Source organism: Streptomyces davaonensis JCM 4913, from assembly GCF_000349325.1.
Lineage (GTDB): Bacteria > Actinomycetota > Actinomycetes > Streptomycetales > Streptomycetaceae > Streptomyces > Streptomyces davaonensis.
Genome location: NC_020504.1, coordinates 2,917,815 through 2,944,315, shown reverse-complemented (window position 1 = coordinate 2,944,315; position 26,501 = coordinate 2,917,815). Strand labels below are relative to the sequence as shown.

The 26,501-nt window shown below is 71.1% G+C and carries 28 protein-coding genes; 18 read left to right on the top strand and 10 right to left on the bottom strand.

All coding sequences use genetic code 11. The features are described 5' to 3' along the window. Window positions 1-23 precede the first annotated feature (23 nt). The 3 genes from BN159_RS12660 to BN159_RS12650 are packed head-to-tail and all read left to right on the top strand — an operon-like array spanning window position 24 to window position 2,489. A complete protein-coding gene (locus BN159_RS12660) occupies window positions 24-611 on the top strand; it encodes a DUF5998 family protein (protein ID WP_015657375.1) in 588 nt (195 codons plus the stop codon). Continuing rightward, the gene (locus tag BN159_RS12655) at window positions 611-1,801 is read left to right on the top strand and encodes an alkaline phosphatase family protein (protein WP_015657374.1); all 1,191 of its coding nucleotides are present in this window, start codon (window positions 611-613) and stop codon (window positions 1,799-1,801) included. Before BN159_RS12660 ends, BN159_RS12655 begins: the two co-directional genes overlap by 1 nt. 40 nt (window positions 1,802-1,841) lie before the next feature. Further along, window positions 1,842-2,489: a thymidine kinase gene (locus tag BN159_RS12650; RefSeq protein WP_015657373.1), complete on the top strand. Its 648-nt coding sequence runs from the start codon at window positions 1,842-1,844 to the stop codon at window positions 2,487-2,489. 7 nt (window positions 2,490-2,496) lie between these two features. Here BN159_RS12650 and BN159_RS12645 read toward each other — a convergent pair whose 3' ends face one another. Further along, the gene (locus BN159_RS12645) at window positions 2,497-3,300 is read right to left on the bottom strand and encodes a VOC family protein (RefSeq protein ID WP_015657372.1); all 804 of its coding nucleotides are present in this window, start codon (window positions 3,298-3,300) and stop codon (window positions 2,497-2,499) included. A 296-nt stretch (window positions 3,301-3,596) separates the two neighbouring features. Here BN159_RS12645 and BN159_RS12640 point away from each other — a divergent pair, with 296 nt between their 5' ends. Beyond that, the gene (locus tag BN159_RS12640) at window positions 3,597-4,448 is read left to right on the top strand and encodes a sulfurtransferase (protein ID WP_015657371.1); all 852 of its coding nucleotides are present in this window, start codon (window positions 3,597-3,599) and stop codon (window positions 4,446-4,448) included. Window positions 4,449-4,505: 57 nt separating this feature from the next. On the opposite strand, the gene sepH is transcribed toward BN159_RS12640, so the two are convergent. From sepH to BN159_RS12625, 3 genes are all read right to left on the bottom strand, one after another. Continuing rightward, window positions 4,506-5,561, bottom strand: a complete 1,056-nt coding sequence (gene sepH / locus BN159_RS12635; protein ID WP_015657370.1) for a septation protein SepH — start codon at window positions 5,559-5,561, stop codon at window positions 4,506-4,508. Between the two features lie 415 nt (window positions 5,562-5,976). Beyond that, on the bottom strand, window positions 5,977-7,296 hold the full coding sequence (locus BN159_RS12630) for a D-arabinono-1,4-lactone oxidase (RefSeq protein ID WP_015657369.1): 1,320 nt from the start codon (window positions 7,294-7,296) through the stop codon (window positions 5,977-5,979). Next, window positions 7,256-8,500, bottom strand: a complete 1,245-nt coding sequence (locus BN159_RS12625) for an MFS transporter (RefSeq protein WP_015657368.1) — start codon at window positions 8,498-8,500, stop codon at window positions 7,256-7,258. The genes BN159_RS12630 and BN159_RS12625 overlap by 41 nt, the downstream gene beginning before the upstream one ends. 172 nt (window positions 8,501-8,672) lie before the next feature. Here BN159_RS12625 and BN159_RS12620 point away from each other — a divergent pair, with 172 nt between their 5' ends. Together BN159_RS12620 and BN159_RS12615 are read left to right on the top strand one after the other, a co-directional pair. After that, window positions 8,673-9,800: a ferrochelatase gene (locus BN159_RS12620; RefSeq protein ID WP_015657367.1), complete on the top strand. Its 1,128-nt coding sequence runs from the start codon at window positions 8,673-8,675 to the stop codon at window positions 9,798-9,800. 86 nt (window positions 9,801-9,886) lie between these two features. Further along, window positions 9,887-10,702, top strand: a complete 816-nt coding sequence (locus tag BN159_RS12615) for an inositol monophosphatase family protein (RefSeq protein ID WP_015657366.1) — start codon at window positions 9,887-9,889, stop codon at window positions 10,700-10,702. 76 nt (window positions 10,703-10,778) lie between these two features. Here BN159_RS12615 and BN159_RS46165 read toward each other — a convergent pair whose 3' ends face one another. Further along, window positions 10,779-10,952, bottom strand: a complete 174-nt coding sequence (locus BN159_RS46165) for a hypothetical protein (RefSeq protein WP_015657365.1) — start codon at window positions 10,950-10,952, stop codon at window positions 10,779-10,781. A 361-nt stretch (window positions 10,953-11,313) separates the two neighbouring features. Here BN159_RS46165 and BN159_RS12610 point away from each other — a divergent pair, with 361 nt between their 5' ends. The 4 genes from BN159_RS12610 (at window position 11,314) to BN159_RS12595 (ending at window position 14,854) form a co-directional block, all read left to right on the top strand. Next, window positions 11,314-11,967 carry a response regulator transcription factor gene (locus tag BN159_RS12610; RefSeq protein ID WP_007385219.1) on the top strand — a complete coding sequence of 218 codons (654 nt, stop codon included), beginning with the start codon at window positions 11,314-11,316 and terminating at the stop codon, window positions 11,965-11,967. Between the two features lie 7 nt (window positions 11,968-11,974). Next, the gene (locus tag BN159_RS12605; protein ID WP_015657364.1) at window positions 11,975-13,210 is read left to right on the top strand and encodes a sensor histidine kinase; all 1,236 of its coding nucleotides are present in this window, start codon (window positions 11,975-11,977) and stop codon (window positions 13,208-13,210) included. A gap of 392 nt (window positions 13,211-13,602) precedes the next feature. After that, window positions 13,603-13,899, top strand: a complete 297-nt coding sequence (locus tag BN159_RS12600; protein WP_005481602.1) for a DUF4193 domain-containing protein — start codon at window positions 13,603-13,605, stop codon at window positions 13,897-13,899. A gap of 13 nt (window positions 13,900-13,912) precedes the next feature. Next, window positions 13,913-14,854, top strand: a complete 942-nt coding sequence (locus BN159_RS12595; RefSeq protein ID WP_015657363.1) for a hypothetical protein — start codon at window positions 13,913-13,915, stop codon at window positions 14,852-14,854. A gap of 46 nt (window positions 14,855-14,900) precedes the next feature. Here the strand turns inward: BN159_RS12595 and BN159_RS12590 are convergent, their stop codons facing one another. Then, on the bottom strand, window positions 14,901-15,374 hold the full coding sequence (locus tag BN159_RS12590) for a DUF3093 domain-containing protein (protein WP_015657362.1): 474 nt from the start codon (window positions 15,372-15,374) through the stop codon (window positions 14,901-14,903). Between the two features lie 58 nt (window positions 15,375-15,432). Between BN159_RS12590 and BN159_RS12585 the strand changes: the two genes are divergently transcribed. The 6 genes from BN159_RS12585 (at window position 15,433) to BN159_RS12560 (ending at window position 21,998) form a co-directional block, all read left to right on the top strand. Then, the gene (locus BN159_RS12585; RefSeq protein WP_015657361.1) at window positions 15,433-16,017 is read left to right on the top strand and encodes a PaaI family thioesterase; all 585 of its coding nucleotides are present in this window, start codon (window positions 15,433-15,435) and stop codon (window positions 16,015-16,017) included. Further along, complete coding sequence (dut, locus tag BN159_RS12580; RefSeq protein WP_015657360.1) at window positions 16,014-16,565, top strand: dUTP diphosphatase; 552 nt, start codon at window positions 16,014-16,016, stop codon at window positions 16,563-16,565. The genes BN159_RS12585 and dut overlap by 4 nt, the downstream gene beginning before the upstream one ends. A gap of 1 nt (window position 16,566) precedes the next feature. Continuing rightward, the gene (locus BN159_RS12575; protein WP_015657359.1) at window positions 16,567-17,328 is read left to right on the top strand and encodes a DUF3710 domain-containing protein; all 762 of its coding nucleotides are present in this window, start codon (window positions 16,567-16,569) and stop codon (window positions 17,326-17,328) included. Between the two features lie 161 nt (window positions 17,329-17,489). Next, entirely contained in the window at window positions 17,490-18,659 is a 1,170-nt protein-coding gene (locus BN159_RS12570; RefSeq protein WP_015657358.1) for an alginate lyase family protein, read from the top strand. Window positions 18,660-18,768: 109 nt separating this feature from the next. Next, window positions 18,769-21,318, top strand: coding sequence for a sensor histidine kinase (locus BN159_RS12565; protein ID WP_015657357.1), 2,550 nt, complete (start codon window positions 18,769-18,771; stop codon window positions 21,316-21,318). Continuing rightward, a complete protein-coding gene (locus tag BN159_RS12560) occupies window positions 21,315-21,998 on the top strand; it encodes a response regulator (protein WP_015657356.1) in 684 nt (227 codons plus the stop codon). Before BN159_RS12565 ends, BN159_RS12560 begins: the two co-directional genes overlap by 4 nt. Here BN159_RS12560 and BN159_RS12555 read toward each other — a convergent pair. Both BN159_RS12555 and BN159_RS12550 read right to left on the bottom strand, forming a co-directional pair. Next, window positions 21,995-23,134, bottom strand: coding sequence for a GDSL-type esterase/lipase family protein (locus BN159_RS12555; RefSeq protein WP_015657355.1), 1,140 nt, complete (start codon window positions 23,132-23,134; stop codon window positions 21,995-21,997). The two genes, BN159_RS12560 and BN159_RS12555, sit on opposite strands and share 4 nt — an antisense overlap. An 11-nt stretch (window positions 23,135-23,145) precedes the next feature. After that, window positions 23,146-23,715: a TetR/AcrR family transcriptional regulator gene (locus BN159_RS12550; protein WP_015657354.1), complete on the bottom strand. Its 570-nt coding sequence runs from the start codon at window positions 23,713-23,715 to the stop codon at window positions 23,146-23,148. 147 nt (window positions 23,716-23,862) lie between these two features. Between BN159_RS12550 and BN159_RS12545 the strand changes: the two genes are divergently transcribed. Both BN159_RS12545 and BN159_RS12540 read left to right on the top strand, forming a co-directional pair. Further along, window positions 23,863-24,261: an OB-fold nucleic acid binding domain-containing protein gene (locus BN159_RS12545; RefSeq protein ID WP_041819167.1), complete on the top strand. Its 399-nt coding sequence runs from the start codon at window positions 23,863-23,865 to the stop codon at window positions 24,259-24,261. Between the two features lie 3 nt (window positions 24,262-24,264). Next, the gene (locus tag BN159_RS12540; RefSeq protein WP_015657352.1) at window positions 24,265-25,008 is read left to right on the top strand and encodes a DUF3159 domain-containing protein; all 744 of its coding nucleotides are present in this window, start codon (window positions 24,265-24,267) and stop codon (window positions 25,006-25,008) included. Between the two features lie 59 nt (window positions 25,009-25,067). Here BN159_RS12540 and BN159_RS12535 read toward each other — a convergent pair whose 3' ends face one another. Together BN159_RS12535 and BN159_RS12530 are read right to left on the bottom strand one after the other, a co-directional pair. Further along, complete coding sequence (locus tag BN159_RS12535; RefSeq protein WP_015657351.1) at window positions 25,068-25,745, bottom strand: potassium channel family protein; 678 nt, start codon at window positions 25,743-25,745, stop codon at window positions 25,068-25,070. Next, window positions 25,745-26,416, bottom strand: a complete 672-nt coding sequence (locus tag BN159_RS12530) for a potassium channel family protein (RefSeq protein ID WP_015657350.1) — start codon at window positions 26,414-26,416, stop codon at window positions 25,745-25,747. The genes BN159_RS12535 and BN159_RS12530 overlap by 1 nt, the downstream gene beginning before the upstream one ends. Window positions 26,417-26,501 lie beyond the last annotated feature (85 nt).

Here is a 26,501-nt window from a genome sequence, read left to right as displayed (position 1 = left end):
TGGGCCCCCGTAGGATGGGGGCCATGGCCAAGACCAGTACGACGACCCAGGGGCTGCGAGCGGCGATCGAGCGCAGCGGCTACTACCCGGCCCTCGTGGCCGAGGCGGTGGAGGCCGCCGTGGGCGGCGAGCCCATCCGGTCGTACCTGGTCCATCAGGAGACCACCTTCGACCAGAACGAGGTGCGCAGGCACGTCACCGTGCTGGTCCTCACCGACAACCGCTTCATCGTCAGCCACACCGACGAGCAGGCCGCGGACACCACCTCGCCGACCCCGTACGCCACGACGTCCACCGAGTCGGTCAAGATCGGTCGGATCTCGTCGGTCGTGGTCAGCCGCGTGGTCGCCAACCCGGAGGCGTACACGCCGGGCACCCTGCCCCGCGAGGTCGTGCTGACCATCGGCTGGGGCGCCGTCTCCCGTATCGACCTGGAGCCCGCCGCCTGCGGCGACCCCAACTGCGAGGCGGACCACGGCTACACCGGCAGCTCCACCGCCGACGACCTCAGCCTGCGGGTCAGCGAGGCCGGCGACGGACCGGAGACGGTGCGCCAGGCGCTCGCCTTCGCCCAGTCCCTCTCCGAGGCGACCGCGGACGTCAGCCGCTGATGGCACAGCCCGCCTGGGAGCACGACCCGCAGCCGCTTCCCCTCGACTCCGCCCCCCTGCCCGAGTACGGCACCGGCTCGCTCGCCGACCTGCTGCCGACGCTGGCCGCCGGTATGGACGTACCCGGCATGACCGCCGCGATCAGCGAGCTGACCCCAGCCGACCGGAACTGCGTGTTCCTGATCGACGGTCTCGGCTGGGAGCAGCTGAAGGCGCACCCCGAGGACGCGCCCTTCATGACGTCGCTGCTGGCCAGCTCGCGGGGCGGCACCGGACGGCCGCTCACCACCGGCTACCCGGCGACCACCGCGACCTCCCTCGCCTCCGTCGGCACCGGACTGCCGCCCGGGGCGCACGGACTGCCCGGGTACACCGTGCGCAATCCCGACACCGGCGAGCTGATGAACCAGCTGCGCTGGCAGCCGTGGACCTCGCCGGGCCCCTGGCAGCCGTACCCCACCGTCTTCCAGCTCGCCCACGAGGCGGGCGTCCATGCCGCGCAGGTGTCCTCGCCGGCCTTCCAGAACACCCCGCTGACCAAGGTGGCGCTCAGCGGCGGCACCTTCCACGGGCGGCTGAGCGGGGAGGAGCGGATGGATCTGGCGGCCGCGCAACTGGCCGCCGGGGACCGCTCCTTGGTCTACACGTACTACGCCGAGGTGGACGGCGCGGGCCATCGCTTCGGCGTCGACTCGGACATGTGGCGCGGCCAGCTCATGTACGTCGACCGGCTCGTCCAGCGCCTCGCCGAGCAGATCCCGCCGCGCACCGCGCTCTACGTCACCGCCGACCACGGCATGGTCGACGTGCCCTTCGACGAGCAGCACCGCATCGACTTCGACGAGGACTGGGAGCTGCGGGCCGGGGTCGCCCTGCTGGGCGGCGAGGGCCGGGCGCGCCATGTCTACGCGGTCCCGGGCGCCGAGAACGACGTCCTGACCTGCTGGCGCGAGGTGCTCGGCGAGCAGTTCTGGGTGGCCTCGCGCGAGGAGGCGATCGCCACGGGCTGGTTCGGCCCGCACATCGACGAGCGGGTGTACGCCCGGATCGGCGACGTGGTCGCGGCCGCTCGCGACGATGTGCTGATCATCGCCTCCGAGCGGGAGCCGAAGGAGTCCGCGATGGTCGGCAACCACGGTTCGATGACCCCGGCGGAGCAACTGGTCCCGCTCCTCGAAGTACGCTCCTGACCGCCGTCCGCCCCCTCCACCGAAAGGTGCTCAACCTCCCATGCCCGAGCTGGTGTTCTTCTCCGGAACCATGGATTGCGGGAAGTCGACGCTGGCTCTCCAGATCGAGCACAACCGCTCGGCGCGCGGCCTGGTCGGCATGATCTTCACCCGGGACGACCGGGCGGGCGAGGGCAAGCTCTCCTCCCGGCTGGGCCTGGTGACGGACGCGGTGGAGGTCGAGGACGGCCAGGACCTGTACGCCTACCTGGTCGACCACCTCTCCCAGGGCGGCCGCGCGGACTACGTGATCGCGGACGAGGCCCAGTTCCTCGCCCCGGAGCAGATCGACCAACTCGCCCGCGTGGTCGACGACCTGAGCCTCGACGTCTACGCCTTCGGCATCACCACGGACTTCCGCTCCAAGCTCTTCCCCGGCTCCCAGCGCCTGGTGGAGCTGGCCGACCGGGTCGAGGTCCTCCAGGTCGAGGCCCTGTGCTGGTGCGGCGCCCGCGCCACTCACAACGCCCGCACCATAGGCGGCGCCATGGTCGTCGAGGGCGCCCAGGTCGTCGTGGGCGACGTCAACCAGTCCGAGGCCATCGGCTACGAGGTCCTCTGCCGTCGCCATCATCGCCGCCGTATGACAGCCGCCACGGCGCGAGCGGCGGCCCTGTCGCCGGACGTACTGCCGGTGCCGTCGGCCTAGAAGAGCCTCACGGCCTGCTCTGGAGCAGGGAGAAGCGGGCGCCCTCCGGGTCGGTGACCGTGGACATGCGGCCCAGGGCGCTGTCGTGCGGGGCTTTGAGGAGGTGGCCGCCCAGGGACACGGCCCGGGCGGTGGACTCGTCGGTGTCGGCGACCTCGAAGAAGGTCATCCAGTGCGGGCCCCGGTCGCGAGGGAGGGACTGGCCGAGGCCCAGGATCGCGGCGATGGTGCGGCCGCCGAGGTGCAGGGTGACGTAGTCGAAGTCCGCCGAGGCGACGGCCTGCTGCTCGTGGCCGAAGACCGTCTCGTAGAACTTGGTGACGCTGGCCGTCTCGAAGGTCAGGAGTTCGTTCCAGACGGGCGTGCCGGGGACGCCGGTGAGGGCGATGCCGAGGTGGGCGGCCGCCTGCCAGACCCCGAAGACCGCGCCGGAGGGGTCGGAGCAGATGGCGAGGCGCCCGGCCTCGCCCGCGTCCAGGGGGCCCACTCCCACGGTGCCGCCGCACAGCCGTACCGTCTCGGCCGTCTGGTCCACGTCCGTCGAGGCGAAGTAGGGCGTCCAGGCGATGGGCAGATGCCGGTCCGGGGGCAGCTGGCCGATTCCGGCCACCTCCTGCCCGTCGAGCAGCGCCCGGACGTAGGGGCCGAGCTGCTGCGGTCCCGGCTGGAACTCCCAGCCGAACAGCTCGCCGTAGAACTCCTGGGTCGCGGCCGGCCCGTGCACCATCAGGCTCACCCAGCAGGGCGAGCCGGGCGCGTGCCGGCCGTGCGCTTCGCCGTTCAGGCCGGCCGACCCCCGTGCCTCGGTCATCGTCACTCTCTCCTCGGCCCCTCGCGGTGGCCGCGTCGATTCCGCTCTCCGGACCCCGTGCCGATGCTCGCACCACCCGTGGTGCCACGCGTCCCGGGCGCGCCGCCGTACCGCGCGCTGTCTCCGGAGGATGCCCGGAGTGCCGTCTCTCGTCCGTTTCCGCGCGCTTGCCCACGGGTGTCGATCGGCTGTACAGCATGTGCCCGATCCCGTACGCCTCGTGATCGGGGCTGTCCGGCCGAGCAGAGTAGCCGGAGCTGGACGTCGCGGCCACCCCGTACGCGAGGATGGTGGCCATGAACGCCATCATCTCCGCAACCGAACTGGCCGACGACCTGGCAGGACAGCGTCCGCCGGTGCTCCTGGACGTCCGCTGGCAGTTGAGCGTGGCTCGAGCGGCGGGCGAGCCGCCGTTCGACGGCCGGGCCGCGTACGCGGCCGGGCACATCCCCGGCGCGGTCTTCGTCGACCTGGACGAAGAGCTCGCCTCGGCCCCCGGAACGGCCGGCCGCCACCCGCTGCCGGACCTCACGGAGTTCGGCTCCGCGATGCGCCGCGCGGGTGTCTCGGCCGGACGGCCGGTGGTCGTCTACGACGGGGGACAGGGCTGGGCGGCGGCCCGCGCGTGGTGGCTGCTGCGCTGGACGGGTCACCCGGACGTGCGGGTCCTGGACGGCGGGTTGCCGACCTGGGACGGCCCTCTGGAGACCACCGCGCCGGCACCGGCCGAGGGCGATTTCCAGCCGAACCCGGGCGCGACCGGACGGCTCGACGCGGACGGCGCCGCCGCCCTGGCTCGCTCCGGGCTGCTGCTGGACGCCCGCGCGGGGGAGCGGTACCGCGGTGAGGTGGAGCCGATCGACCGGGTCGGCGGACACATCCCGGGCGCCGTCTCCGCGCCGACCAACGAGAACGTCGCCGCCGACGGCCGCTTCCTGCCCGCCGAGGAACTCCACGCGCGCTTCAAGACCCTGGGCGCCACGGACGGCACGGCGGTCGGTGTGTACTGCGGCTCGGGCGTCTCCGGCGCCCACGAGGTCCTGGCACTCGCCGTCGCCGGCATCCCGGCCGCGCTCTACGTGGGTTCCTGGTCGGAGTGGTCCGCCGACCCGTCGCGACCGGTGGCGGTGGGGCCGGACCCGCAGTAGGGCATGCAGACGGGGCCCGCGCCGAGCGGCGCGGGCCCCGGACGTTTCTGCGGCCGACTACTCCTGCTTCTTGCGCCGCGTGCCGAAGACGATCTCGTCCCAGCTCGGCACCGCGGCCCGGCGGCCCGGGCGGACGCCGTCGGCCTCGGCCTGGCGGTCGGTCGAGCCGATGAGGCGGTCGCGGTGGCTGCCCACCGAACGCGGCATCAGGACGTCCGCGTAGGCGGAACCGGCCGACGCCGCGGGGGCGGGCGGTTCCTCCGCCGCGGGCTCGGCGGCGGGGGGTTCCTCCGGCGCGGGAGTCTCCGTGGGGCGCTCGGGCACGACGAGGTCGCCGCGGAAGCTCGGGACCGCTTCCAACAGGCTGGTCAGCGAGTCCCGTTCGCTCACCGCCTCCTCGGCCGGTTCGGGCGTCGGCGGGGGCAGGCTCGGCCGCTCCCGGTCGTGGGCACGGTCGAGCGCGCGGTCCAGCGGACGGTCGCGCGGCAGCCGCGCGATCCGCGGGACGAACGGAAAGCTGGGCTCCGGCGCGGCGAGGTCCTCGGACTCGCCGATCAGCGAGCGTGCCTCCTCGTCGACGGCCTGGACGAGCCGCCGGGGCGGGTCGTACGTCCAGCTCGCCGAGTGCGGTTCGCCCGCGACCCGATAGACCAGCAGGACTTCCCAAGTGCCGTCGTCGCGGCGCCAGGAGTCCCACTGCACGGTGTCCTTCTCGGCGCCGCGCAGCAGCAGTCGCTCCTGGACGGCCTCGCCGAGCTGGGGTCCCGCGGCGTTCTCACCGGGCCTGCGGACCGGGGTCTTGCGGGCTCGCTCGGCCATGAAGGCACGCTCGGCCAGCACGGGGCCCTCGAAGCGACGGACGCGGTCGACGGGGATGCCCGCCATCTGCGCGACTTCCTCGGCCGTGGCACCCGCGCGTATACGCGCCTGGATGTCTCGGGGGCGGAGATGGCTCTCCACCTCGATCTCGATCTGGCCGAGGCGGGGACGGTCGCCGCGAACGGCGGCGCGCAGACGCTCGTCAATCGGAAGCGTGTACTCCGTGCTGTCCGCAGCCTTCAGCACCAGCCGTGTGCCGTCATTCGAGACGGCCACGACACGCAGTTCGGGCATGGGGACCTCCCGGGTGGTGCCTGCCGACGTCACGTGCGTCGCTGCTTCCGCTAGTCGAGTGTGGCCTGCCCGGGTGCAGCCTGCCACAACCTTGCCGAGTTGCCCGGCGTGTCGGGCACGGGCCCTGGATCGCCGTTATGGCACGGTTACCTATTCGCAACGCTAAGTGACCAACTCCGTCACCCTGTGCAACTAGCCCCCTCCCGGCGGTCCTTGAAGGTCGCGGACGCCCTGGCGGGAGACCGGACCCAGGGCTCGCAACAGTACTCCATTTGGGCCACGTGCGTGGATTGGCACGCCGCCCGAATTGGCGCAAGGGACGGGAGTTGGCCTTCTGCGGCAAGGGATTTGGGGATCTTCAAAGTGGCGTACTTCACCTAAACATCAGAATCGGAACCAACTGTCGTGGACCCGGCTACGAGCCCAGAACCCGCCTCAAGTAGTCGTTCTGGAACAGCCGTTCCGGGTCCAGCCGGTCCCGCAGCGCGGTGAACTCACCGAAGCGGGGATAGACCCCGGCGAAGTAATCGGCGTCCCGCGTATGCACCTTGCCCCAGTGCGGCCGGCCCTCGTACGCGGTGAAGATGCGCTCGGCGGCGGTGAAGTACCGCTGATACGGGGTGCCCTTGGCCATGTGGACGGCGATGTACGCGCTGTCCCGGCCGGAGGCGGTGGACAGGGTGATGTCGTCGGCCGGCGCGGTGCGCACCTCCACCGGGAAGCTGACCTTGAGCCCGGAGCGGTCGACCATCGTCCGCAGTTCGCGCAGCGCTTCGACGACCGCCCCGCGCGGAAGGGCGTATTCCATCTCGACGAAGCGGACCCGGCGCGGCGATGTGTAGACCTTGTACGGGATGTCCGTGTAGGTCCGCGCGGAGAGGGCCTTGCTGGAGATCTGCGCGATGGCCGGGATCGTGGCGGGCGCCGCGCGGCCGAGCCACTGGGCCGCCTGGAAGACGCCGTTGGAGAGGAACTCGTCCTCGAACCACGCCTTGAGCTGCCCGACGGGGCGCTCCGGGCCCGCGCTGCGGTTGTTGCGCTTGGTGTTGGTGTTGCCGGTGTGCGGGAACCAGTAGAACTCGAAGTGCTCGTTCTCGGCCCACAGTTGGTCGAACTCGCGGGTGACCCGGTCGAAGGACATGGGCTCTTCGCGGGCGGTCAGCAGGAAGACCGGCTCCACGGCGAAGGTGATCGCGGTGACGATGCCGAGCGCCCCGAGGCCGATCCGGGCCGCCGCGAACACCTCCGGGTTCTCCTTCTCGGAGCAGGTGAGCACCGAGCCGTCGGCGGTGACGAGCTCAAGACCGGTGATCTGGGCGGCGATCGAGGCGGACTCGCGGCCCGTGCCGTGAGTGCCGGTGCTGGTGGCCCCGGAGACGGTCTGCTCCATGATGTCGCCCATGTTGGTCAGCGACAGACCTTCGCGGGCCAGGGCCATGTTGAGTCTCTTGAGCGGGGTGCCGGCCTCGACCGTGACGGTCATGGCGTCCCGGTCAATGTTGCGGATACCGGTCAACAGTTGAGGGCGGATCAACACGCCGTCGGTGGCGGCGATCGACGTGAAGGAGTGCCCGGTACCGACGGCCTTCACCTTCAGGCCGTCCTCGGCGGCCTTCCGTACCGCGGCCGCCAGTTCCTCGACCGAGGCCGGTTCGACCTCCCGCGCGGGGCGAGCGGAGACGTTTCCGCCCCAGTTACGCCACGTGCCGTTCTTCCCGCTCGCTGTGCTGCTCAACGGAGCCTCCCCGACCCGGAGCCGGCCTGCTGAGCCGGCGGTACCCGAGGAAACCGACCGCGACCGCGACGGCCCCGGAGACCGCCGGAACCCCGTACCCGGCCCGCGCACCGGCCGCGTCGATCACCCAGCCGGCCACGGAGGAACCGAGCGCGACCCCGACCGCGAGCCCGGTGCTTATCCAGGTCATGCCCTCGGTCAGCTGCGCGCGTGGTACGTGCTGCTCGATGAGGGACATCGTCGTGATCATCGTGGGAGCGATGCAGAGCCCCGCAAGGAACAGCGCCACGGCCAGAAACGGCAAGTTTCCGACCAGTAGGAGGGGGATCATACTCACGGCCATCGCGCATATGCCCAGCAGCCAGCGAGGTTCGGGCGCCCCCTTGAGGCGCAACAGCCCGAACACGGCGCCCGCGGCGCAGGAACCGGCCGCGTACAGGGCGAGGACCACGCTGGCCGCGCCCTTGTGACCCTGCTCCTCCGCGAAGGCCACGGTGACCACGTCGACCGCGCCGAAGATCGCGCCCGTCGCCACGAACGTGGCCACCAGCACCTGGAGTCCGGCGGAGCGCAGGGCGCTGCCGCCGCGCCCCTCGTGCTTCTCGCGCGGGTGCGGTTCGGGCTCGGTGGCCCGCTGGGCGGTCAGCCAGAAGACCCCGGCCGCCAGGAAGCAGGCGGCGAGCAGCGGACCCGCCTCCGGGAACCAGGCCGTGGACAGACCGATGGAGATGATCGGCCCGAAGATGAAGCAGACCTCGTCCACCACGGACTCGAAGGAGTACGCGGTGTGCAGCTGCGGGGTGTCCCGGTACAGCGCCGCCCAGCGGGCCCGGATCATCGCGCCGAGGCTCGGCACGCAACCGATGCCGGCGCTGAAGACGAACAGGGTCCAGTCCGGCCAGCGGAAGTGCGCGGCGAGCAGCAGCCCGGCCGCCGAGGCGAGCGAGACCAGCGTCGCGGGACGCAGTACGCGCCGCTGGCCGTACTGGTCCACCAGCCGCGAGACCTGCGGTCCGACCACCGCCGCGGCCAGCGCGATGGTGGCCGACAGGGCGCCGGCCAGGCCGTACCGCCCGGTCAGCTGGGACACCATCGTCACCACGCCGATGCCCATCATCGACAGGGGCATCCGACCGAGGAAGCCCGCGGCGGAGAAGCCCTTGGAGCCTGGGGCGGCGAACAGGGCGCGGTAGGGGCTGGGCACGGGGTCTCCGGTCGCGTGGAAGGCGGCGCGCGAAGGCGCCGCGTAAGGCGTGTACGTGGCCGATACAGCTTACGAGTTAGGTGACCCTAACGCACCCGATCGGACGGTCCGGAACTCAGGTCGACACCCCGCCGTTTCCCGGGTGTCAGTGCCGGGTGGCAGGATCGGACGCATGCCAGACGCGCTCGATGCCAGCCCCTACGACGCCCTTCTCCTGCTCTCCTTCGGCGGCCCCGAGGGCCCGGACGAGGTGGTTCCGTTCCTGGAGAACGTGACGCGAGGGCGCGGCATCCCCAAGGAACGCCTGAAGGAAGTCGGACAGCACTACTTCCTGTTCGGCGGGGTCAGCCCCATCAACGACCAGAACCGCGCGCTGCTCGACGCCCTGCGCAAGGACTTCGCCGACCACGGCCTGGACCTGCCGGTGTACTGGGGCAACCGCAACTGGGCGCCCTATCTGACGGACACCCTGCGTGAGATGGTCCGCGACGGCCGCCGCCGCGTCCTCGTCCTCGCCACCAGCGCCTACGCCTCGTACTCGGGCTGCCGCCAGTACCGCGAGAACCTCGCCGACTCGATCGCCGCCCTCGAGGCCGAGGGCCTTCAGCCGCCGAGGATCGACAAGCTGCGGCACTACTTCAACCACCCGGGCTTCGTGGAGCCCATGATCGACGGTGTGCTGAAGTCTCTGGCCGACCTCCCCGAAGAGGTCCGGAGCGGCGCCCACATCGCCTTCACGACCCACTCCGTCCCGGACTCCGCCGCGGACACCTCCGGCCCGGTCGAGGGCCACGGCGAGGGCGGGGCGTACGTCAGGCAGCATCTGGACGTGGCCCGGCTGATCGCCGAGGCGGTCCGCGAGCGTACAGGCGTCGACCACCCCTGGCAGCTCGTCTACCAGTCCCGCTCCGGCGCCCCGCACATCCCGTGGCTGGAGCCCGACATCTGCGACCACCTGGAGGAGCGGCACGCCTCCGGCGTCCCGGCGGTCGTCATGGCCCCCATCGGGTTCGTCTCGGACCACATGGAGGTCCTGTACGACCTCGACACCGAGGCCACGGCGAAGGCCGCGGAGCTGGGCCTGCCGGTGCGCCGTTCGGCCACCGTCGGCGCCGACCCGAGGTTCGCCGCCGCCGTCCGTGAACTGGCCCTGGAGCGGGCCGCCGTCGAGAGCGGCCGTCCGGTCACCGCGTGTGCCCTCGGCACGCTCGGCGCTAGCCACCACCTGTGCCCGGTCGGCTGCTGCCCGGCGCGCGCCCCCCGGCCCGCCGCCGCGGGCGCGGACAGCCCCTACGCCTGAGCGGACAGGGCCGACGGCCGGCCAGTGCCCGTGACGCCCGCTCCGAGCCTCGACACCTTCCCCGCCCCAACCGCCTGAGGAGCCCCGTGACCGACCCCCTGCACTCGGACCTGCTCCGGATCGCCCAGGAGGCCGCGCGCCGCGCGGGCGACCTGTTGCGGGACGGCCGCCCGGTCGACCTCGCGGTGGCCAGGACCAAGTCGAGCCCCATCGACGTGGTCACCGAGATGGACATCGCGGCCGAGAAACTGATCACCGACCTGATCTCCGACCGGCGCCCCGACGACGGCTTCCTCGGCGAGGAGGGTGCCTCCACCGAGGGCACCAGCGGCGTCCGGTGGGTGATCGATCCGCTCGACGGAACGGTCAACTACCTGTACGGGCTGCCGACTTGGGCCGTCTCCATCGCCGCCGAACAGGACGGCGAGACCGTCGTCGGGGTCGTCGCGGCCCCCATGCGCGGGGAGACGTACCACGCGGTCCGCGGCGGCGGCGCCTGGGCCTCGGGAGCCTGGGACGGCGAGCGCGCGCTGGCCTGCCGCCCGGCGCCGCCCCTGGAGCAGGCGCTGGTCTCGACGGGCTTCAACTACGTCTCCGAGGTCAAGCTGCACCAGGCCGAGGTCGCCCACCGGCTGATCCCGCTGCTGCGCGACATCCGGCGCTCCGGCTCGGCAGCGGTCGATCTGTGCGACGTGGCCGCGGGACGCCTGGACGGCTACTACGAGCGGGGTCTGCACCCGTGGGACCTCGCGGCGGGTGACCTGATCGCCCGGGAAGCGGGCGCGCTGACCGGTGGACGGCCCGGAGAGGGCCCCACGGGCGATCTCGCGGTCGCCGCCACCCCGGGCGTCTTCGAGCCCCTCCAGCGGCTGCTGGAGGACTTCGGCGCCTGGCACGACTGACGCGGAGCGCCAGCACACGAGAGCGGGCCCCCGGCGCTGGATTCGCCGGGGGCCCGCTCCTGTGCGCGAGTGCTGGTCAGACGCTGTACGCGCCGACTTCCACACCGTGCTCCGCGGCGAGGCGGCGCAGGTCGTCGAGCTCGCCCTGCTCCACCTCGACGAGGAAGTCGTCGCCCTCGTCGCGGGCTCGCGTCAGGTCGGACTCGGTCGCCCTTATGCGCTGGAGAAGCCCTGCGGTGAATGCGTCCATGCTGTGCCCCCTCGTCCTGGGTCGTGGGTCGGTGGCACGGGGGTGTGCCGTTCGGAAGGGGCGATCACGGTGACCGCTCTGCGGAAAGCGGATTGCCTTGTACCGCATGGTGGTGCGGCACAAGCGGAGCGTGATCGCGGGGTGTAAAGCCGTCCTCCCCCCGCTCTGTTTCACGGAAACCTCAACCAGCCGAGAAAATCTGGCATTCCCGGTCCTCACACCCGTCCTTCATGCGTCACTCACCCGTCTTACCGCCGACTTATGGCCGAAAAGGGCAGGATGGAGGCCAACACACCCACCAGGCCCCTGCCCGCGCGCCCTGAGAGGCGCTACGCGGGTGGACAGAGGAAGGAAAAGCGACGTGCGCGTACTCGTCGTCGAGGACGAGCAGCTGCTCGCCGATGCGGTGGCCACCGGACTGCGCCGGGAGGCCATGGCCGTCGACGTCGTGTATGACGGTGCGGCCGCTCTGGAGCGCATCGGCGTCAACGACTACGACGTGGTCGTCCTCGACCGTGACCTCCCGCTCGTGCACGGCGACGACGTCTGCCGCAAGATCGTCGAGCTCGGCATGCCCACCCGCGTGCTGATGCTCACGGCCTCCGGCGATGTCAGCGACCGTGTCGAGGGCCTGGAGATCGGCGCCGACGACTACCTCCCCAAGCCCTTCGCCTTCAGCGAGCTGACGGCACGCGTGCGTGCCCTCGGACGCCGTACGAGCGTCCCCCTGCCGCCCGTCCTGGAGCGCGCCGGGATCAAGCTCGACCCCAACCGCCGCGAGGTCTTCCGCGACGGCAAGGAGGTCCAGCTCGCGCCCAAGGAGTTCGCCGTCCTGGAGGTGCTGATGCGCTCCGAGGGCGCGGTCGTCTCGGCGGAGCAGCTGCTGGAGAAGGCCTGGGACGAGAACACCGACCCGTTCACCAACGTCGTCCGCGTCACCGTCATGACGCTGCGCCGCAAGCTGGGCGAGCCCCCCGTCATCGTCACCGTCCCCGGCTCCGGCTACCGGATCTGAGCCCCCCATGGCATCGACCCCCGCACCGCCCCAGGCGCCGCCGAAACCGACCTGGGACCCGAGAAGGCCGGTGCAGCCCCTCCCCTGGCTGCGCCCGACCATCCGCATACGGCTCACCCTGCTCTACGGCGGCATGTTCCTGATCGCCGGCATCCTGCTGCTGTCGATCATCTATCTGCTCGCCGCGAGCGCGCTGAACGTCGGCAGTGACCTGCCCTTCAAGATCCTCTCCGGCCAGGTCTCCAGCGACATGTGCAACCTCGGCGCCACCAGGCTGCCCGCGGACGAGCTGAACCACGCGCTCAACGAGTGCGTGAACGAACAGCGCCAGAACGCCCTGGACACCCTCCTCAGCCGCTCCCTGCTGGCTCTGCTCGGCCTCGCGGTGATCGCCTTCGCCTTCGGGTACGCCATGGCCGGGCGGGTCCTCTCACCGCTCGGCCGGATCACCCGCACGGCCCGCGCGGTGGCCGGCTCCGACCTCTCCCGCCGGATCGAGCTGGACGGCCCGGACGACGAGCTGAAGGAGCTGGCGGACACCTTCGACGACATGCTGGAGCGCCTCCAGCGGGCCTTCACCGCCCAGCAGCGCTTCGTCGGCAACGCCTCGCACGAACTGCGCACCCCGCTCGCGATCAACCGCACGCTGCTCGAAGTGCACCTGTCCGACCCGGCCGCGCCGGTGGAGCTCCAGCAGCTCGGCAAGACGCTGCTGGCCACCAACGAGCGCAGCGAGCAGCTCGTCGAGGGCCTGCTGCTGCTCGCCCGCAGCGACAACCAGATCATCGAGCGCAAGCCCGTCGACCTCGCGGAGGTGGCCGAGCAGGCCGTCGACCAGGTGCACGGCGAGGCGGAGGCCAAGGGCGTGGAGATCCGTGGCAAGCGCGATCCGGCGGTGGTCCAGGGCAACGGCGTCCTGCTGGAGCGGATCGCCCTGAACCTCGTGCAGAACGCCGTGCGGTACAACATTCCCGAGGGCGGCTGGGTCGAGGTCACCACCGAGCTCCAGCACGGCCAGGCGCTGCTCGTGGTGTCGAACACCGGGCCGGTCGTCCCGGCGTACGAGATCGACAATCTCTTCGAGCCCTTCCGGCGGCTGCGTACCGAGCGGACCGGCAGTGACAAGGGCGTCGGGCTCGGTCTGTCCATCGCGCGGTCCGTGGCCCGGGCGCACGGCGGGCACATCGCGGCGCAGCCACGCGAAGGCGGTGGGCTGGAGATGAGAGTGGCGTTGCCGGTGTGAGGTCGACGGGACGACATTCGGGCTTGTTCGCTTTGCGCGGAATTTTCTGAACGCGAACCGAGCTGTACCGTGTGTGATCGATCACAAGGGCGAATTTCCGGCCATCTACTGTGAGTGATCATGCGACCGGTCGGAAAGCCGGGAAAATCCGGGTTTTCACGGGTCTTGATCACGGGAAGTACACGGTGAGACGCCTTTGAACTGCGGCGTTAGGACCGTGTACGGTCCCGTTCGCCATCCAAGCCGATCACTCTTGAGGAGTCCGGTTGGGTGTCGATTGAGTAACAGACCTTGATGTGAGGCAAAATCTCCGCCTCAGGTCGGGCACAAGTCCGGCCTCTCACGCGTTACGTGCGCTGAGACACCGCAGACACCCAGAGGGGGAGAGCGACATGGCAACGGATTACGACACCCCACGCAAGACCGACGACGACGTCGACTCGGACAGCCTTGAAGAGCTCAAGGCCCGGCGGAACGACAAGTCGACCTCCGCTGTGGACGTCGACGAGTTCGAGGCCGCAGAAGGCCTGGAGCTGCCCGGCGCGGACCTCTCCAACGAGGAGCTGGCCGTCCGGGTGCTGCCCAAGCAGCAGGACGAGTTCACCTGCATGAGCTGCTTCCTGGTGCACCACCGCAGCCAGCTGGCCCGGGAGAAGAACGGTCAGCCGATCTGCCGCGACTGCGACTGAGGGCGGGTCGGGCATGACCGGCTCGACCTCTCCTTGGAAGCGCCGCTTCCCCGCGCGGGGAGCGGACCAAGGGCCGCCCGGCGGCCCGGACGGCGCGCGTGACGACGAGCGAGGCTCATCCGGTATTGGATCGGCCTCGCTCGAACCGGCGGCCGGCCCTGGCGATCTGCCGGTGCCGGCGCAGTCTCCCGCGCCCGTGGCCCGGCGCCGCGCCGCGGTCATGCGCGACAAGGCCAGGGAAGGCGTCCGCAAGGGCGGCAGCCGCGCCAAGGCGGGGCTCGCCTACCTCGCCGACCGCATCATCGAGAACGCCCCGCGTGTGCCCGTACGGGACCTCGCGACCCTGCGGAGACAGTTCCCGGGGCTCGGCCCCGAGCAGCTCGCCGACAAACTTGTCGCGGGCGCGATGGCCGCGACCTCGACCGTCGGCGCGGGCATCGGCGCCGCGGCGATGCTGCCCGTGCCGCCCGCGATGCCCGCGGAGCTGGCCACGGAGATCACCGGAGTCGCCGCGATCGAGCTGAAGCTGATCGCCGAACTCCACGAGGTCTACGGCGTACGACCGCCGGGGAACCTCAAACAGCGCTCCACCGCGTACCTCGACTCCTGGTCGGGGGAGCGCGGCATCGACGTGACCAGGCCGTCGACGGTGAGTTCGGCGCTGAACAGCCACATGAAGCACCAGCTGCGCCAGCAGATCATGAAGCGCATGGTGCGCAACCTGCCGAACCTGATGCCGTTCATGGTCGGCGCGGCCGTGGGCGCGCTGATGAACCGCAGGGACACCAGAAAGCTGGCCGACCGGATCCGCGCCGATCTGCGCAAGATCCAGGTGCCCTGGGACGCGCTGGCGGAGCTCCCCGCACTGGAGGCGCCCGCCGATCCGCTGACGCTGGGCGAGGTCACCGGGGAAGTGGGCCGCAAGTGGCTGGGGCGCGGCAGATCCCCCCGCTGAGCCGCTCACCGGGTCCCCGCTGAGGGGACCCCTTCGACCCTGTGTGCTAGAGCCTGTCGCCCTGGGCCGCCTTCGCCGCCCTGATGGCCTCGGCCAGCGCCTCCGGCTCGCGCGTGGACAGGTACAGGTACGGCGTCGGGTCCTCGGGGTCGGTGACCTCCACCTTCAGCGCCGTCGGGATGTAGGCCCGCAGCAGCAGGAAGGCGCGGGTGTCGGCCTTGTGGGTCCGCCAGGCGCGGGCCTCCTCGGCGTCCAGGATCTCCGCCTCGCCCAGCGCCTTGACCGGGATCTTCGCCTCGCCCGCGATCAGCGAACCGGCCACCACCCGGATCCGGACCGAGCCGTAGGAACTGGCCACCACGGCTGCCGCGGCGGTGCCGCCGGCCAGTCCGCCGAGCATCGGCAGGGTGCCGAACGGCAGCAGGATCAGCGCCAGGGAGACGCCGACCAGCACCGACATCAGCCACCACGAGCGGGGGGCGGTGAGGCGTTCTTCGTACGGGGTGGCGGAGAGCTGCATGGAGCCAAGCTTGGCACGGTGTCCGGAAGGTGCCGACGCGCGGGTAAGGTCTGCGCCTGTGAGTGGTACATCCGCAAGCCTTCAGCCCCCGGCCGACGCCGTGACACCGGTGCGACACCCGGACGCCCCCGCGCCCGGTGAGCTGCTCGGCGCGCACTACGGCGAGTGTTTCGGCTGTGGCGGTGAGCAGCCGCACGGGCTGCACCTCCAGGCAAGGGCGGGCGAAGGGGTCTCCCTCACCGCCGAGTTCGCCGTGCGCCCCGAGCACCAGGGCGCCCCGGGCCTCGCGCACGGCGGGATCCTCGCGACCGCGCTCGACGAGACCCTCGGCTCGCTGAACTGGCTGCTGCGCACCATCGCCGTGACCGGACGGCTGGAGACGGACTTCCGGCGGCCGGTGCCGGTGGGCACCACGCTGCACCTTGAGGCAGAAGTGACCGCGGTGGCCGGGCGGAAGATCTACTCCCGGGCCACCGGACGCGTCGGCGGCCCCGACGGCCCGGTCGCCGTCCGCGCCGAGGCGCTGTTCATCGAGGTCAAGGTCGACCACTTCATCGACAACGGCCGCCCGGAGGAGATCCAGGCCGCGATGAGCGACCCGGACCAGGTGCGCCGTGCCCGCGCCTTCGAGGTGAACCCGTGAGCCGCACCCCCCTGGATGTGCTGATCCGCCGCGTCGACCCGGACGTACCGCTTCCGTCGTACGAGCACCCCGGCGACGCGGGGGCGGATCTGCGCACCACCGAGGTCTGTGAACTGAAGCCGGGGGAGCGGGCGGTGCTGCCGACCGGGGTGTCTGTGGCGCTCCCGGAGGGGTACGCGGCCTTCGTGCATCCACGGTCCGGTCTCGCCGCCCGCTGCGGTGTCGCCCTGGTGAATGCCCCAGGGACGGTTGATGCCGGGTACCGTGGGGAGATCAAGGTGATCGTGGTGAATCTCGACCCGCGCGAGAGCGTGCGGTTCGAGCGCTTCGACCGGATTGCCCAACTGGTCGTCCAGCAGGTCGAGAGGGTCCGCTTCCAGGAGGTCGCGGAGCTTCCCGACTCGGCGCGGGCCGAGGGGGGCTTCGGGTCCACCGGTGGTCACGCCGCCGTGGACGGCGGGCGCGGCACAAGCGGTCAGGCCGCCGACGGCGGCACTACGGGTGGGACTAGATACGCTTCGGTCGTATCCGACCGGGAAGGACAGTGACGTGTTCGGACGTCGCAAGAAGAAGGGTGCCGCCGAGGACGCGGCCGGCGAGCCCGAGCAGGTCGTCGACGGCGTCGACACCGAGGCGGACGACGAGGGCACGCGCGAGCGCGTGCGTCTGGAGCCGGAGCCGCGGCCCGACGGGCCGTGGGACAGCACCGAGGTGCGCGAGCCCGGCGAGGGCCGGGTCGACCTGGGCGGGCTCTTCGTGCCCGGAGTCGAGGGCATGGAGCTGCGGGTCGAGGTCGCGGGCGACGCGATCGTCGCGGCGACCGTCGTCCTGCGGGACAGCGCGATCCAGCTCCAGGCCTTCGCCGCTCCCAAGCGCGAGGGCATCTGGGGCGAGGTGCGCGAGGAGATCGGCAGCGGCATCACCCAGCAGGGCGGCATCATCGACGAGGTCGAGGGTCCGCTGGGCTGGGAGCTGCGGGCGCAGGTCCCGGTGCAGCTGCCGGACGGCACGGGCGGCTTCCAGGTCGTGCGGTTCGTCGGTGTGGACGGTCCGCGCTGGTTCCTGCGCGGGGTCATCTCCGGCCAGGGCGCGGTGCAGCCGCAGGCGGCCGGACTGCTGGAGCAGATCTTCCGCGACACGGTCGTGGTCCGCGGCGAGGGCCCGATGGCGCCCCGCGACCCGATCGTGCTGAAGCTGCCGAACGACGCCCAGATGGTCCCCGAGGGGGTCCAGCAGGAGGAGAGCGGCTCCCGCTTCTCCGGTGGCATGGGTCAGCTTCAGCGCGGCCCGGAGATCACCGAGGTCCGGTAGACAGCAGGTAGACAGACAGGCAGCAAAGGGTCGTACCCCTCGGGGTGCGGCCCTTTCTGGTGCGCGGACTCTTGACGGCCTATTGGTCTGTACCTATGGTCTGCGGCCGACGCCTACGTTCATAAAGGCGCTCCATGTTCACATACAGGAACGGAGTCGCTATGCGCCGTACCCCCCTCCTCGCCGCGGCGGCCGCTCTCGTCGCGAGCGTTCTCGCCTGGCAGCCCGCCGACGCCGCCCCCGCCACCTTCGCCCATCCCGGAGTCACGGTCTCCAAGGGCCAGTTGGACTTCACCCGCTCCAAGGTCCTCGCCGGCGCCCAGCCCTGGAAGGGCGCCTACGACCAGATGATGGGGAGCAAGTACGCCGACCAGAACCGCGCGCCCAAGCCGCGCTCGGTGGTGGAGTGCGGCTCGTACTCCAACCCCAACTACGGCTGCACCGACGAGCGCGAGGACGCGATCGCCGCGTACACCAATGCCCTCGCCTGGTACATCACCCGCGACGCCCGCTACGCCCAGAAGTCCATCCAGCTCATGGACGCCTGGTCCGCCGTCATCACCGACCACACCAACAGCAACGCCCCGCTCCAGACCGGCTGGGCGGGTTCCTCCTGGTCCAAGGCCGCCGAGATCGTCAAGCACACGTACACCGGCGGCTGGCCGAACTCCGGCCGGTTCGCGACGATGCTCCGCAACGTCTACCTCCCCGAGATCATCAACGGCTCCAACTCCAACGGGAACTGGGAGCTGACGATGATGGAGGCCGCCGTCGGCATCTCCGTCTTCCTCGAGGACAAGGCGTCCTACGACAAGGCCATGGCGAAGTTCCGGACCCGCACGGCGGCCTACGTCTACCTGGAATCCGACGGCGCGCTGCCCAAGACCGTGCCGAGCCAGAACCTCGACACCCGCGACAAGATCGTCAAGTACTGGCAGGGCCAGTCCACCTTCGTCACCGGACTCACCCAGGAGACCTGCCGCGACTTCACGCACACCGGCTACGGCATCTCCTCGATCTCGCACATCGCCGAGACCAGCCGGATCCAGGGCCAGGACCTGTACGGCACCGACGTCGGCGAGCGGCTGCGGCACGCGCTCGGGTTCCAGTCCAAGTACCAGCTCGGTACGGCCGTACCGAGCTGGCTGTGCGGCGGTTCCCTGCATCTCGGGCTCGGGCCCGTCACCGAGGTCGGCTACAACGCCCTGCACAACCGGCTCGGCCACGCCATGACCAACACCGAGACGCTCACCAGGAACAGCCGCCCGGCCGGCAGCAACAACCTCTTCGTCGCCTGGGAGACCCTCACCCACGGGGACAACCCCTCCTGAGCCGGGGGAACCCCGCCGCCGGGTGCGGTGCGTCAGGGTTGCGTCAAAAGCGACCCGGCCGCCGCACCCGGTGTCATATGTCCGGTTTGCTGGCCGTAAGGTCGACGCTGTGGGACGCGGCAGACTTCGGATCTACCTCGGTGCGGCACCCGGCGTCGGCAAGACGTACGCGATGCTCTCCGAGGCGCATCGGCGTGCCGAGCGGGGCACCGATTGCGTGGTCGCGCTCGTGGAGCACCACGACCGGCCGCGTACCGAGGTGATGCTGCACGGTCTGGAGCAGCTTCCGCGCAAGCAGCTGGCGTACCGGGGCACCGCCTTCACCGAGATGGACGTGGACGCCGTCCTGGCCCGTCGCCCGGAAGTGGCGCTGGTGGATGAACTGGCGCACACCAATGTCCTCGGTTCCCGCAATGCCAAGCGCTGGAAGGACGTCGAGGAACTCCTCGCGGCCGGGATCGATGTCATATCGACCGTCAACATCCAGCATCTGGAGTCCCTCGGGGATGTGGTGGAGTCCATCACGGGGGTGCGGCAGCAGGAGACGGTGCCGGACGAGGTGGTGCGGCGGGCGGATCAGATCGAGCTGGTCGACATGTCGCCGCAGGCGCTGCGGCGGCGGATGGCGCACGGCAACGTCTACCAGCCGGACAAGGTCGACGCGGCCCTCTCGAACTACTTCCGGCCCGGGAACCTGACGGCTCTGCGGGAGCTGGCGCTGCTGTGGGTGGCCGACCGGGTCGACGAGTATCTGCGCACCTATCGCGGTGAGCACCGGGTGTCGAAGATCTGGGGTTCGCGGGAGCGGATCGTGGTGGGGCTGACCGGCGGTCCGGAGGGGCGGACGCTGATCCGGCGGGCGGCGCGGCTGGCGGAGAAGGGCGCGGGCGGTGAGGTGCTCGCCGTGTACATCGCCCGCAGTGACGGGCTGACCGCGGCCTCGCCCAAGGAACTCGCCGTGCAGCGGACCCTCGTGGAGGATCTCGGCGGCACCTTCCATCATGTCGTCGGCGACGACATACCGGCGGCGCTGCTGGCCTTCGCGCGCGGGGTGAACGCCACCCAGATCGTGCTCGGCTCCTCGCGCCGCAAGACCTGGCAGTACGTCTTCGGGCCCGGCGTCGGCGCGACCGTCGCCCGGGAGTCGGGGCCCGACCTCGACGTGCACATCGTCACCCATGAAGAGGTGGCCAAGGGGCGCGGGCTGCCCGTCGCCCGGGGTGCCCGGCTCGGCCGGTCCCGGATCGTCTGGGGCTGGCTGGCCGGGATCGGTGGCCCCGCGCTGCTCACGTTGCTGCTGACCAACGTCGACGCCGACCTCGGTCTCACCAACAACATGCTGCTGTTCCTGACCCTGACGGTCGCGGCGGCACTGCTCGGCGGACTGCTGCCCGCGCTGGCCTCGGCCGCGTTCGGGTCGCTGCTGCTGAACTGGTTCTTCACCCCGCCGGTCAACCGGCTCACCATCGCCGACCCGAAGAACATCCTCGCCCTGGTGATCTTCGTGGGCGTCGCGGTGTCGGTGGCGTCGGTGGTCGACCTCGCCGCCCGCCGGACCCATCAGGCGGCCCGGCTGCGCGCCGAGTCGGAGATCCTCTCCTTCCTCGCCGGGGACGTGCTGCGCGGCGAGACCAGCCTGGAAGCGCTCTTGGAGCGGGTCCGGGAGACCTTCGGCATGGAGTCCGCCGCCCTGCTGGAGCGGGCGAGCGAGGTCGAGCCGTGGACCTGCGCGGGCCGCGTCGGGCTGGGGCCGACCGTGGAGCGGCCGGAGGACGCCGACGTCGACATGCCGGCCGGTGACCACATGGCGCTGGCGCTGACCGGCCGGGTGCTGCCTGCCGAGGACCGCCGGGTGCTCGCCGCGTTCGCCGCGCAGGCCGCGGTCGTCCTGGACCGGCGCCGGCTCCGTGAGGAGGCCGACCAGGCCCGCGCGCTCGCCGAGGGCAACCGCATCCGCACCGCGCTGCTGGCCGCCGTCAGTCATGATCTGCGCACACCGCTCGCCGGGATCAAGGCGGCGGTGAGCAGCCTGCGCTCCGACGACGTGGCGTGGTCCGAGGAGGACGAGGCGGAGCTGCTGGCCGGGATCGAGGAGGGCGCCGACCGGCTGGACCATCTGGTGGGCAACCTCCTCGACATGTCCCGGCTCCAGACCGGCACGGTCAGCGCGATCGTCCGTGAGATCGACCTCGACGAGGTGGTGCCGATGGCCCTCGGCGGGGTGCCCGAGGACAGCGTGGAGCTGGACGTCCCGGAGACCCTGCCCATGGTCGCCGTCGACCCCGGGCTGCTGGAGCGCTCGGTCGCCAACATCGTGGAGAACGCCGTCAAGTACAGCCCGCCGGGCATGCCCGTCCTGGTCTCCGCCAGTTCCATCGCCGACCGCGTCGAGGTGCGTGTCGTGGACCGCGGGCCCGGCGTCCCCGACGACGCCAAAGAGCGGATCTTCGAGCCCTTCCAGCGGTACGGTGACGCTCCGCGCGGCGCCGGAGTGGGCCTCGGGCTCGCGGTCGCCCGGGGGTTCGCGGAGGCGATGGGCGGGACGCTGACCGCGGAGGACACCCCGGGTGGGGGCCTCACGATGGTGCTCACACTCCGCGCGGCCGCGGGACCGCTCTTCCGCCCCGCATTTCCGGAACCCGAAAGGCAGGCCACATGACCAGGGTGCTCGTGATCGACGACGAGCCGCAGATCGTGCGCGCCCTAGTGATCAACCTCAAGGCCCGCAAGTACGAGGTGGACGCCGCGCACGACGGTGCCACCGCCCTTCAGCTCGCCGCCGCCCGCCACCCCGACGTCGTGGTTCTCGACCTCGGTCTTCCGGACATGGACGGTGTCGAGGTGATCCGGGGGCTGCGCGGCTGGACCCGGGTGCCGATCCTCGTCCTGTCGGCGCGCCACTCCTCCGACGAGAAGGTCGAGGCCCTCGACGCGGGCGCCGACGACTACGTCACCAAGCCCTTCGGCATGGACGAACTGCTCGCCCGGCTGCGGGCGGCGGTCCGGCGCGCCGAGCCCCTCGGCGGCGGCGAGGAGGACGTCATCGTCGAGACCGGGACGTTCACGGTCGACCTGGCCGCGAAGAAGGTCAACCGGGACGGCACGGATGTCCGGCTGACGCCGACCGAGTGGCACCTGTTGGAGGTGCTGGTCCGGAACACGGGGCGGCTGGTCAGCCAGAAGCAGCTGCTTCAGGAGGTCTGGGGGCCGTCCTACGGGACGGAGACCAACTATCTGCGGGTCTACATGGCCCAGTTGCGGCGGAAGCTGGAGCCGGATCCTTCGCATCCGAAGCACCTCATCACCGAGCCGGGGATGGGGTATCGGTTCGAGCGCTAGCTCCTGAGTGCCAGTTCCGCGAACCTGGCGCCGATGCGGTGGTGTGTGGCCGCGTCCGGGTGCAGGTCGTCGGGGAGTGGCAGTTCGGCGTGGTCCTGTTCGCCGTAGAGGGCGAGGCCGTCCAGGTAGCGCAGGTTCGGGTCCTCGGCGGTACGGTGCGCCACGATTCGGGACAGTTCCTCGCGGATCACTGTGAGGGTCAGTTTTCCGGTCGCCCGTTCCGCGGGGTCGCCGGTCGCCCGGAAGCGCAGCTCCCCGTTGCTGAGCGCGGCGAGGTCGAAGGCTCCCGGGCCCGGGGTGTTCTCGTGGATGGGGCACAGGATCGGGGAGACGACCACGAGCGGGGTGTCCGGGTGGCCGTCGCGGATCGTGTCCAGGAAGCCGTGGACGGCCGGGGCGAAGGCGCGCAGCCGCATCAGGTCCAGGTTCACCAGGTTGATGCCGATCTTGACGCTGATCAGATCGGCGGGGGTGTCCCGCAGCGCGCGGGCGGTGAAGGGGTCGAGCAGGGCGCTGCCGCCCAGGCCCAGGTTGATCAGTTCCACGCCCGCCAGGGCCGCCGCGTGCGCGGGCCAGATCCCGGTGGGGCTCGCCGCGTCCGAGCCGTGGCTGATGGAGCTGCCGTGGTGCAGCCACACCCGGCGGCCGCGATCGGGCACGGGCTCGACGGGGGCGTCGGCGCGCAGGGCGAGCAGCTCGGTGGTCTCGTTGTGCGGCAGCCAGATCTCCACGTCCTTCTCCCGGGCGGGCAGCCCGGTGAAGCGCAGGGTGGCGACCGGACCGGGGCGACGCTCCAGGCCGCCGGTGGCCATGTCGACGACGAGGGTGTCGCCGCCGTCCGCCACCGACTGCCCGGTCAGGGCGCCGTCGACGAGCAGGTCGTACACCCCGTCCGGACGCGGCGGGAGTCCGACGTACGAACGTTTCGTGGGCCGGGTGTCCAGCTCGACGGCGGTGGCGCGGGTGCGGAAGGCCAGCCGTACGCCGGAGGGCTGGGACTCGGCCATGGCGAGCTGGGGGTCGGCGCACTGGGCGCGGGCCCTGGCGGGGAGCCGGTGCGGGAGCAGGCCCTGCTCGGTGGGCTCCAGTTCCAGGGCGCCGCGCACGAGGTCGGCGGTGAGGGGCGTGGTGAGCATGGGAGGGGCTTTCAGGCTGAGGGCCAGTTGCGGAGCGTTGCGTCGAGGGCGTCCAGGATCCGGGACCAGGACGCGTCGCTGTCGGGGGTGCTGTGGCTGAAGCCGCCCGCCAGCTCCAGGTCGACATAGCCGTGGAAGACGCTGCCGAGGAGGCGGACGGCGTGGGTCTGGTCCGGCTCGGCCAGGTCGTAGCCGCGCAGGATCGCGCGGGTCATCTGGGCGTGCCGTACGCCCGCGCTCCTCGCCGCCGTCTCGGGGTCCAGGCGGAAGCGGGCCGCGGTGTAGCGGCCGGGGTGGGTGCGGGCGTAGTCGCGGTAGACGTCGGCGAAGGCGGTCAGCGCGTCCTTGCCGGCCCGGCCCGCCAGCGCGTCGGCGGCCCGGTCGGCGAGTTCCTCCAGGGCCAGCAGGGCGATCCGGGTCTTGAGGTCGTGGGAGTTCTTGAGGTGCGAGTACAGGCTCGCGACCTTGACGTCGAACCGGCGGGCCAGCGCCGAGACGGTCACCTGCTCGAAGCCGACCTCGTCGGCCAGCTCCGCCCCGGCCCGGGTGAGCAGTTCCGGGGTGAGTCCTGCGCGTGCCATGCCCGCTGTCCCTTCCGTCCCTTCGTCTACCGATACTGATTATGTAATTGCCTAAAGTCTTTAGGCAAGTCGAATGATGCTCACCCTTGGTTGGAGCCCCGGACCCGCGGGTACGTAGCTCTCGGTGCGCCCCGGTACGCTTCAGACATGAGTTCTGTTCCTCGTTCCGAGAAGCCGGTGGGCCGGTTCCGGCGCATGCTCGACCGGCTCTCCTCGTCGCAGGAGGACCTGGAGTCCGAGGAGCTGCGCGAGGACGCCGAGACCGCCGGCTGCATCCGCATCGGTGACTGCCACGACCGACAGATAGTCACCGTTACTGGTACCTTGCGCACGGTCACCCTGCGGCCGCGTGCCGGGGTCCCGGCCCTGGAGGCCGAGCTGTTCGACGGCTCCGCCGCGCTGGACGTGGTGTGGCTCGGCAGACGCTCCATCGTGGGGATCGAGCCGGGGCGCAAGCTGATCGCATCGGGCCGGATCTCGATGAGCCGGGGCCGCCGGGTGCTGTTCAACCCGAAATACGAACTGAGACCCCTCGGACGGGAGTAGCCGGTGACGTCGCTCGACAAGCCGACCGAAGACACCACCGACACCACCACCGCAGACGCTGAAGCCGACGCCCGGGCGGTGACCGAGGCCGCGCTGTTCGAGGCCTTCGGCGGCTTGCGCGGCATGGTCGAGACGGTGCTGCCCGGACTGCTCTTCGTCACCATCTACACCATCAACAAGGACCTGCACATGTCCGCGATCGCCGCGCTCGCGGTGTCGCTGGTGCTGGTCGTGGTCCGGCTCGCGATGAAGGACACCGTCAAGCACGCCTTCAGCGGTGTCTTCGGCGTCGCCTTCGGTGTCGTCTTCGCGATGATGACCGGCAATGCCAAGGACTTCTATCTGCCGGGCATGCTGTACACGCTGGGCCTCGGGCTCGCGTACATCATCACCACGCTGTGCGGGGTCCCGCTGATCGGTCTGATCCTCGGCCCGGTGTTCAAGGAGAACCTCTCCTGGCGCAAGCGCAACCCCGGCCGCAAGAAGGCGTACGCCAAGGCGAGTTACGCCTGGGGCGCGATCCTGCTCGCCAAGTGCGCGATCCTCTTCCCGCTCTACTGGTGGGCGGACACCACCCAGCTGGGCTGGGTCCTGGTCGCCCTGAAGATCCCGCCGTTCCTGCTCGCCGTCTGGCTGACCTGGGTCTTCCTCGCCAAGGCGCCCGCTCCGATCGATGTGTTCGCGGAGATGGAGGCGGCGGAGAAGGCCGAGAAGGAGCGCCAGGCCGGGGCCCGTTCGGCGAACTGAGCCACGTACGACGAAGGGCGCCCCGGGAGATCCCGGGGCGCCCTTCGTCGTCGTGACCCTTAGCTCGACGCGTCCTCGCGGCGCACCGAGAGCAGGTCCTCCAGCTGTTCCTCGCGGGCCTGCGCGGCCACGAACAGCAGCTCGTCGCCCGCCTCCAGGGAGTCGTCGCGGGTCGGGGTGAGCACCCGGGTGCCCCGGATGATCGTGACCAGCGAGGTGTCCTGCGGCCACTCCACATTGCCGACCTGGGTGCCGGCCAGGGCCGACTCCTCGGGCAGGGTCAGCTCGACCAGGTTGGCGTCGCCATGGCTGAAGCGCAGCAGCCGGACCAGGTCGCCGACGCTCACCGCCTCCTCGACCAGGGCGGACATCAGACGCGGGGTGGAGACGGCGACGTCGACACCCCAGGACTCGTTGAAGAGCCACTCGTTCTTGGGGTTGTTGACGCGGGCGACGACGCGCGGGACGCCGTACTCCGTCTTCGCCAGCAGGGAGACGACCAGGTTCACCTTGTCGTCGCCGGTCGCGGCGATCACCACGTTGCAGCGCTGGAGCGCCGCCTCGTCCAGGGACGTGATCTCGCAGGCGTCGGCGAGCAGCCACTCCGCCTGGGGGACGCGCTCGACCGAGATCGCGGTCGGCGCCTTGTCGATGAGCAGGACCTCGTGGCCGTTCTCCAGCAGCTCGCCCGCGATCGAGCGGCCGACGGCGCCGGCACCGGCAATGGCGACCCTCATCAGTGACCGCCCTCCTCTTCGGGACCCTGGGCGAATACCGCCTCGACCTTGTCGACCTCGTCGGTGCGCATCATCACGTGCACCAGGTCGCCCTCCTGAAGCACCGTCTGCGAGCTGGGCAGGATGGCCTCGCCGAGGCGGGTCACGAACGCCACCCGGACGCCCGTCTCCTCCTGAAGCTTGCTGATCTTGTGGCCCACCCAGGACGTGGAGGTGTGCACCTCGGCGAGCTGGACACCACCGGTGGGGTCGCGCCACAGCGGCTCGGCGCCTGAGGGGAGCAGCCGGCGCAGCATCTGGTCGGCGGTCCAGCGCACGGTGGCGACCGTGGGGATGCCGAGGCGCTGGTACACCTCGGCGCGGCGGGGGTCGTAGATCCGGGCCGCGACGTTCTCCACGCCGAACATCTCGCGGGCCACGCGCGCGGAGATGATGTTGGAGTTGTCACCGCTGGAGACGGCGGCGAAGGCGCCGGCCTCCTCGATGCCCGCCTCGCGCAGGGTGTCCTGGTCGAAGCCGATGCCGGTGACGCGGCGGCCGCCGAAACCGGGGCCGAGCCGACGGAAGGCCGTGGGGTCCCGATCGATCACAGCGACCGTGTGCCCCTGTTGCTCCAGGGTCTGGGCGAGCGCGGAACCCACTCGTCCGCAGCCCATGATGACGATGTGCACGACCGTCCTTCCAAGTGTCAAGAGATACTGCTCAGCGAGATCAGGGTCTCAGATCGACGCCCAAGCTACACACGTGCACCAGGAC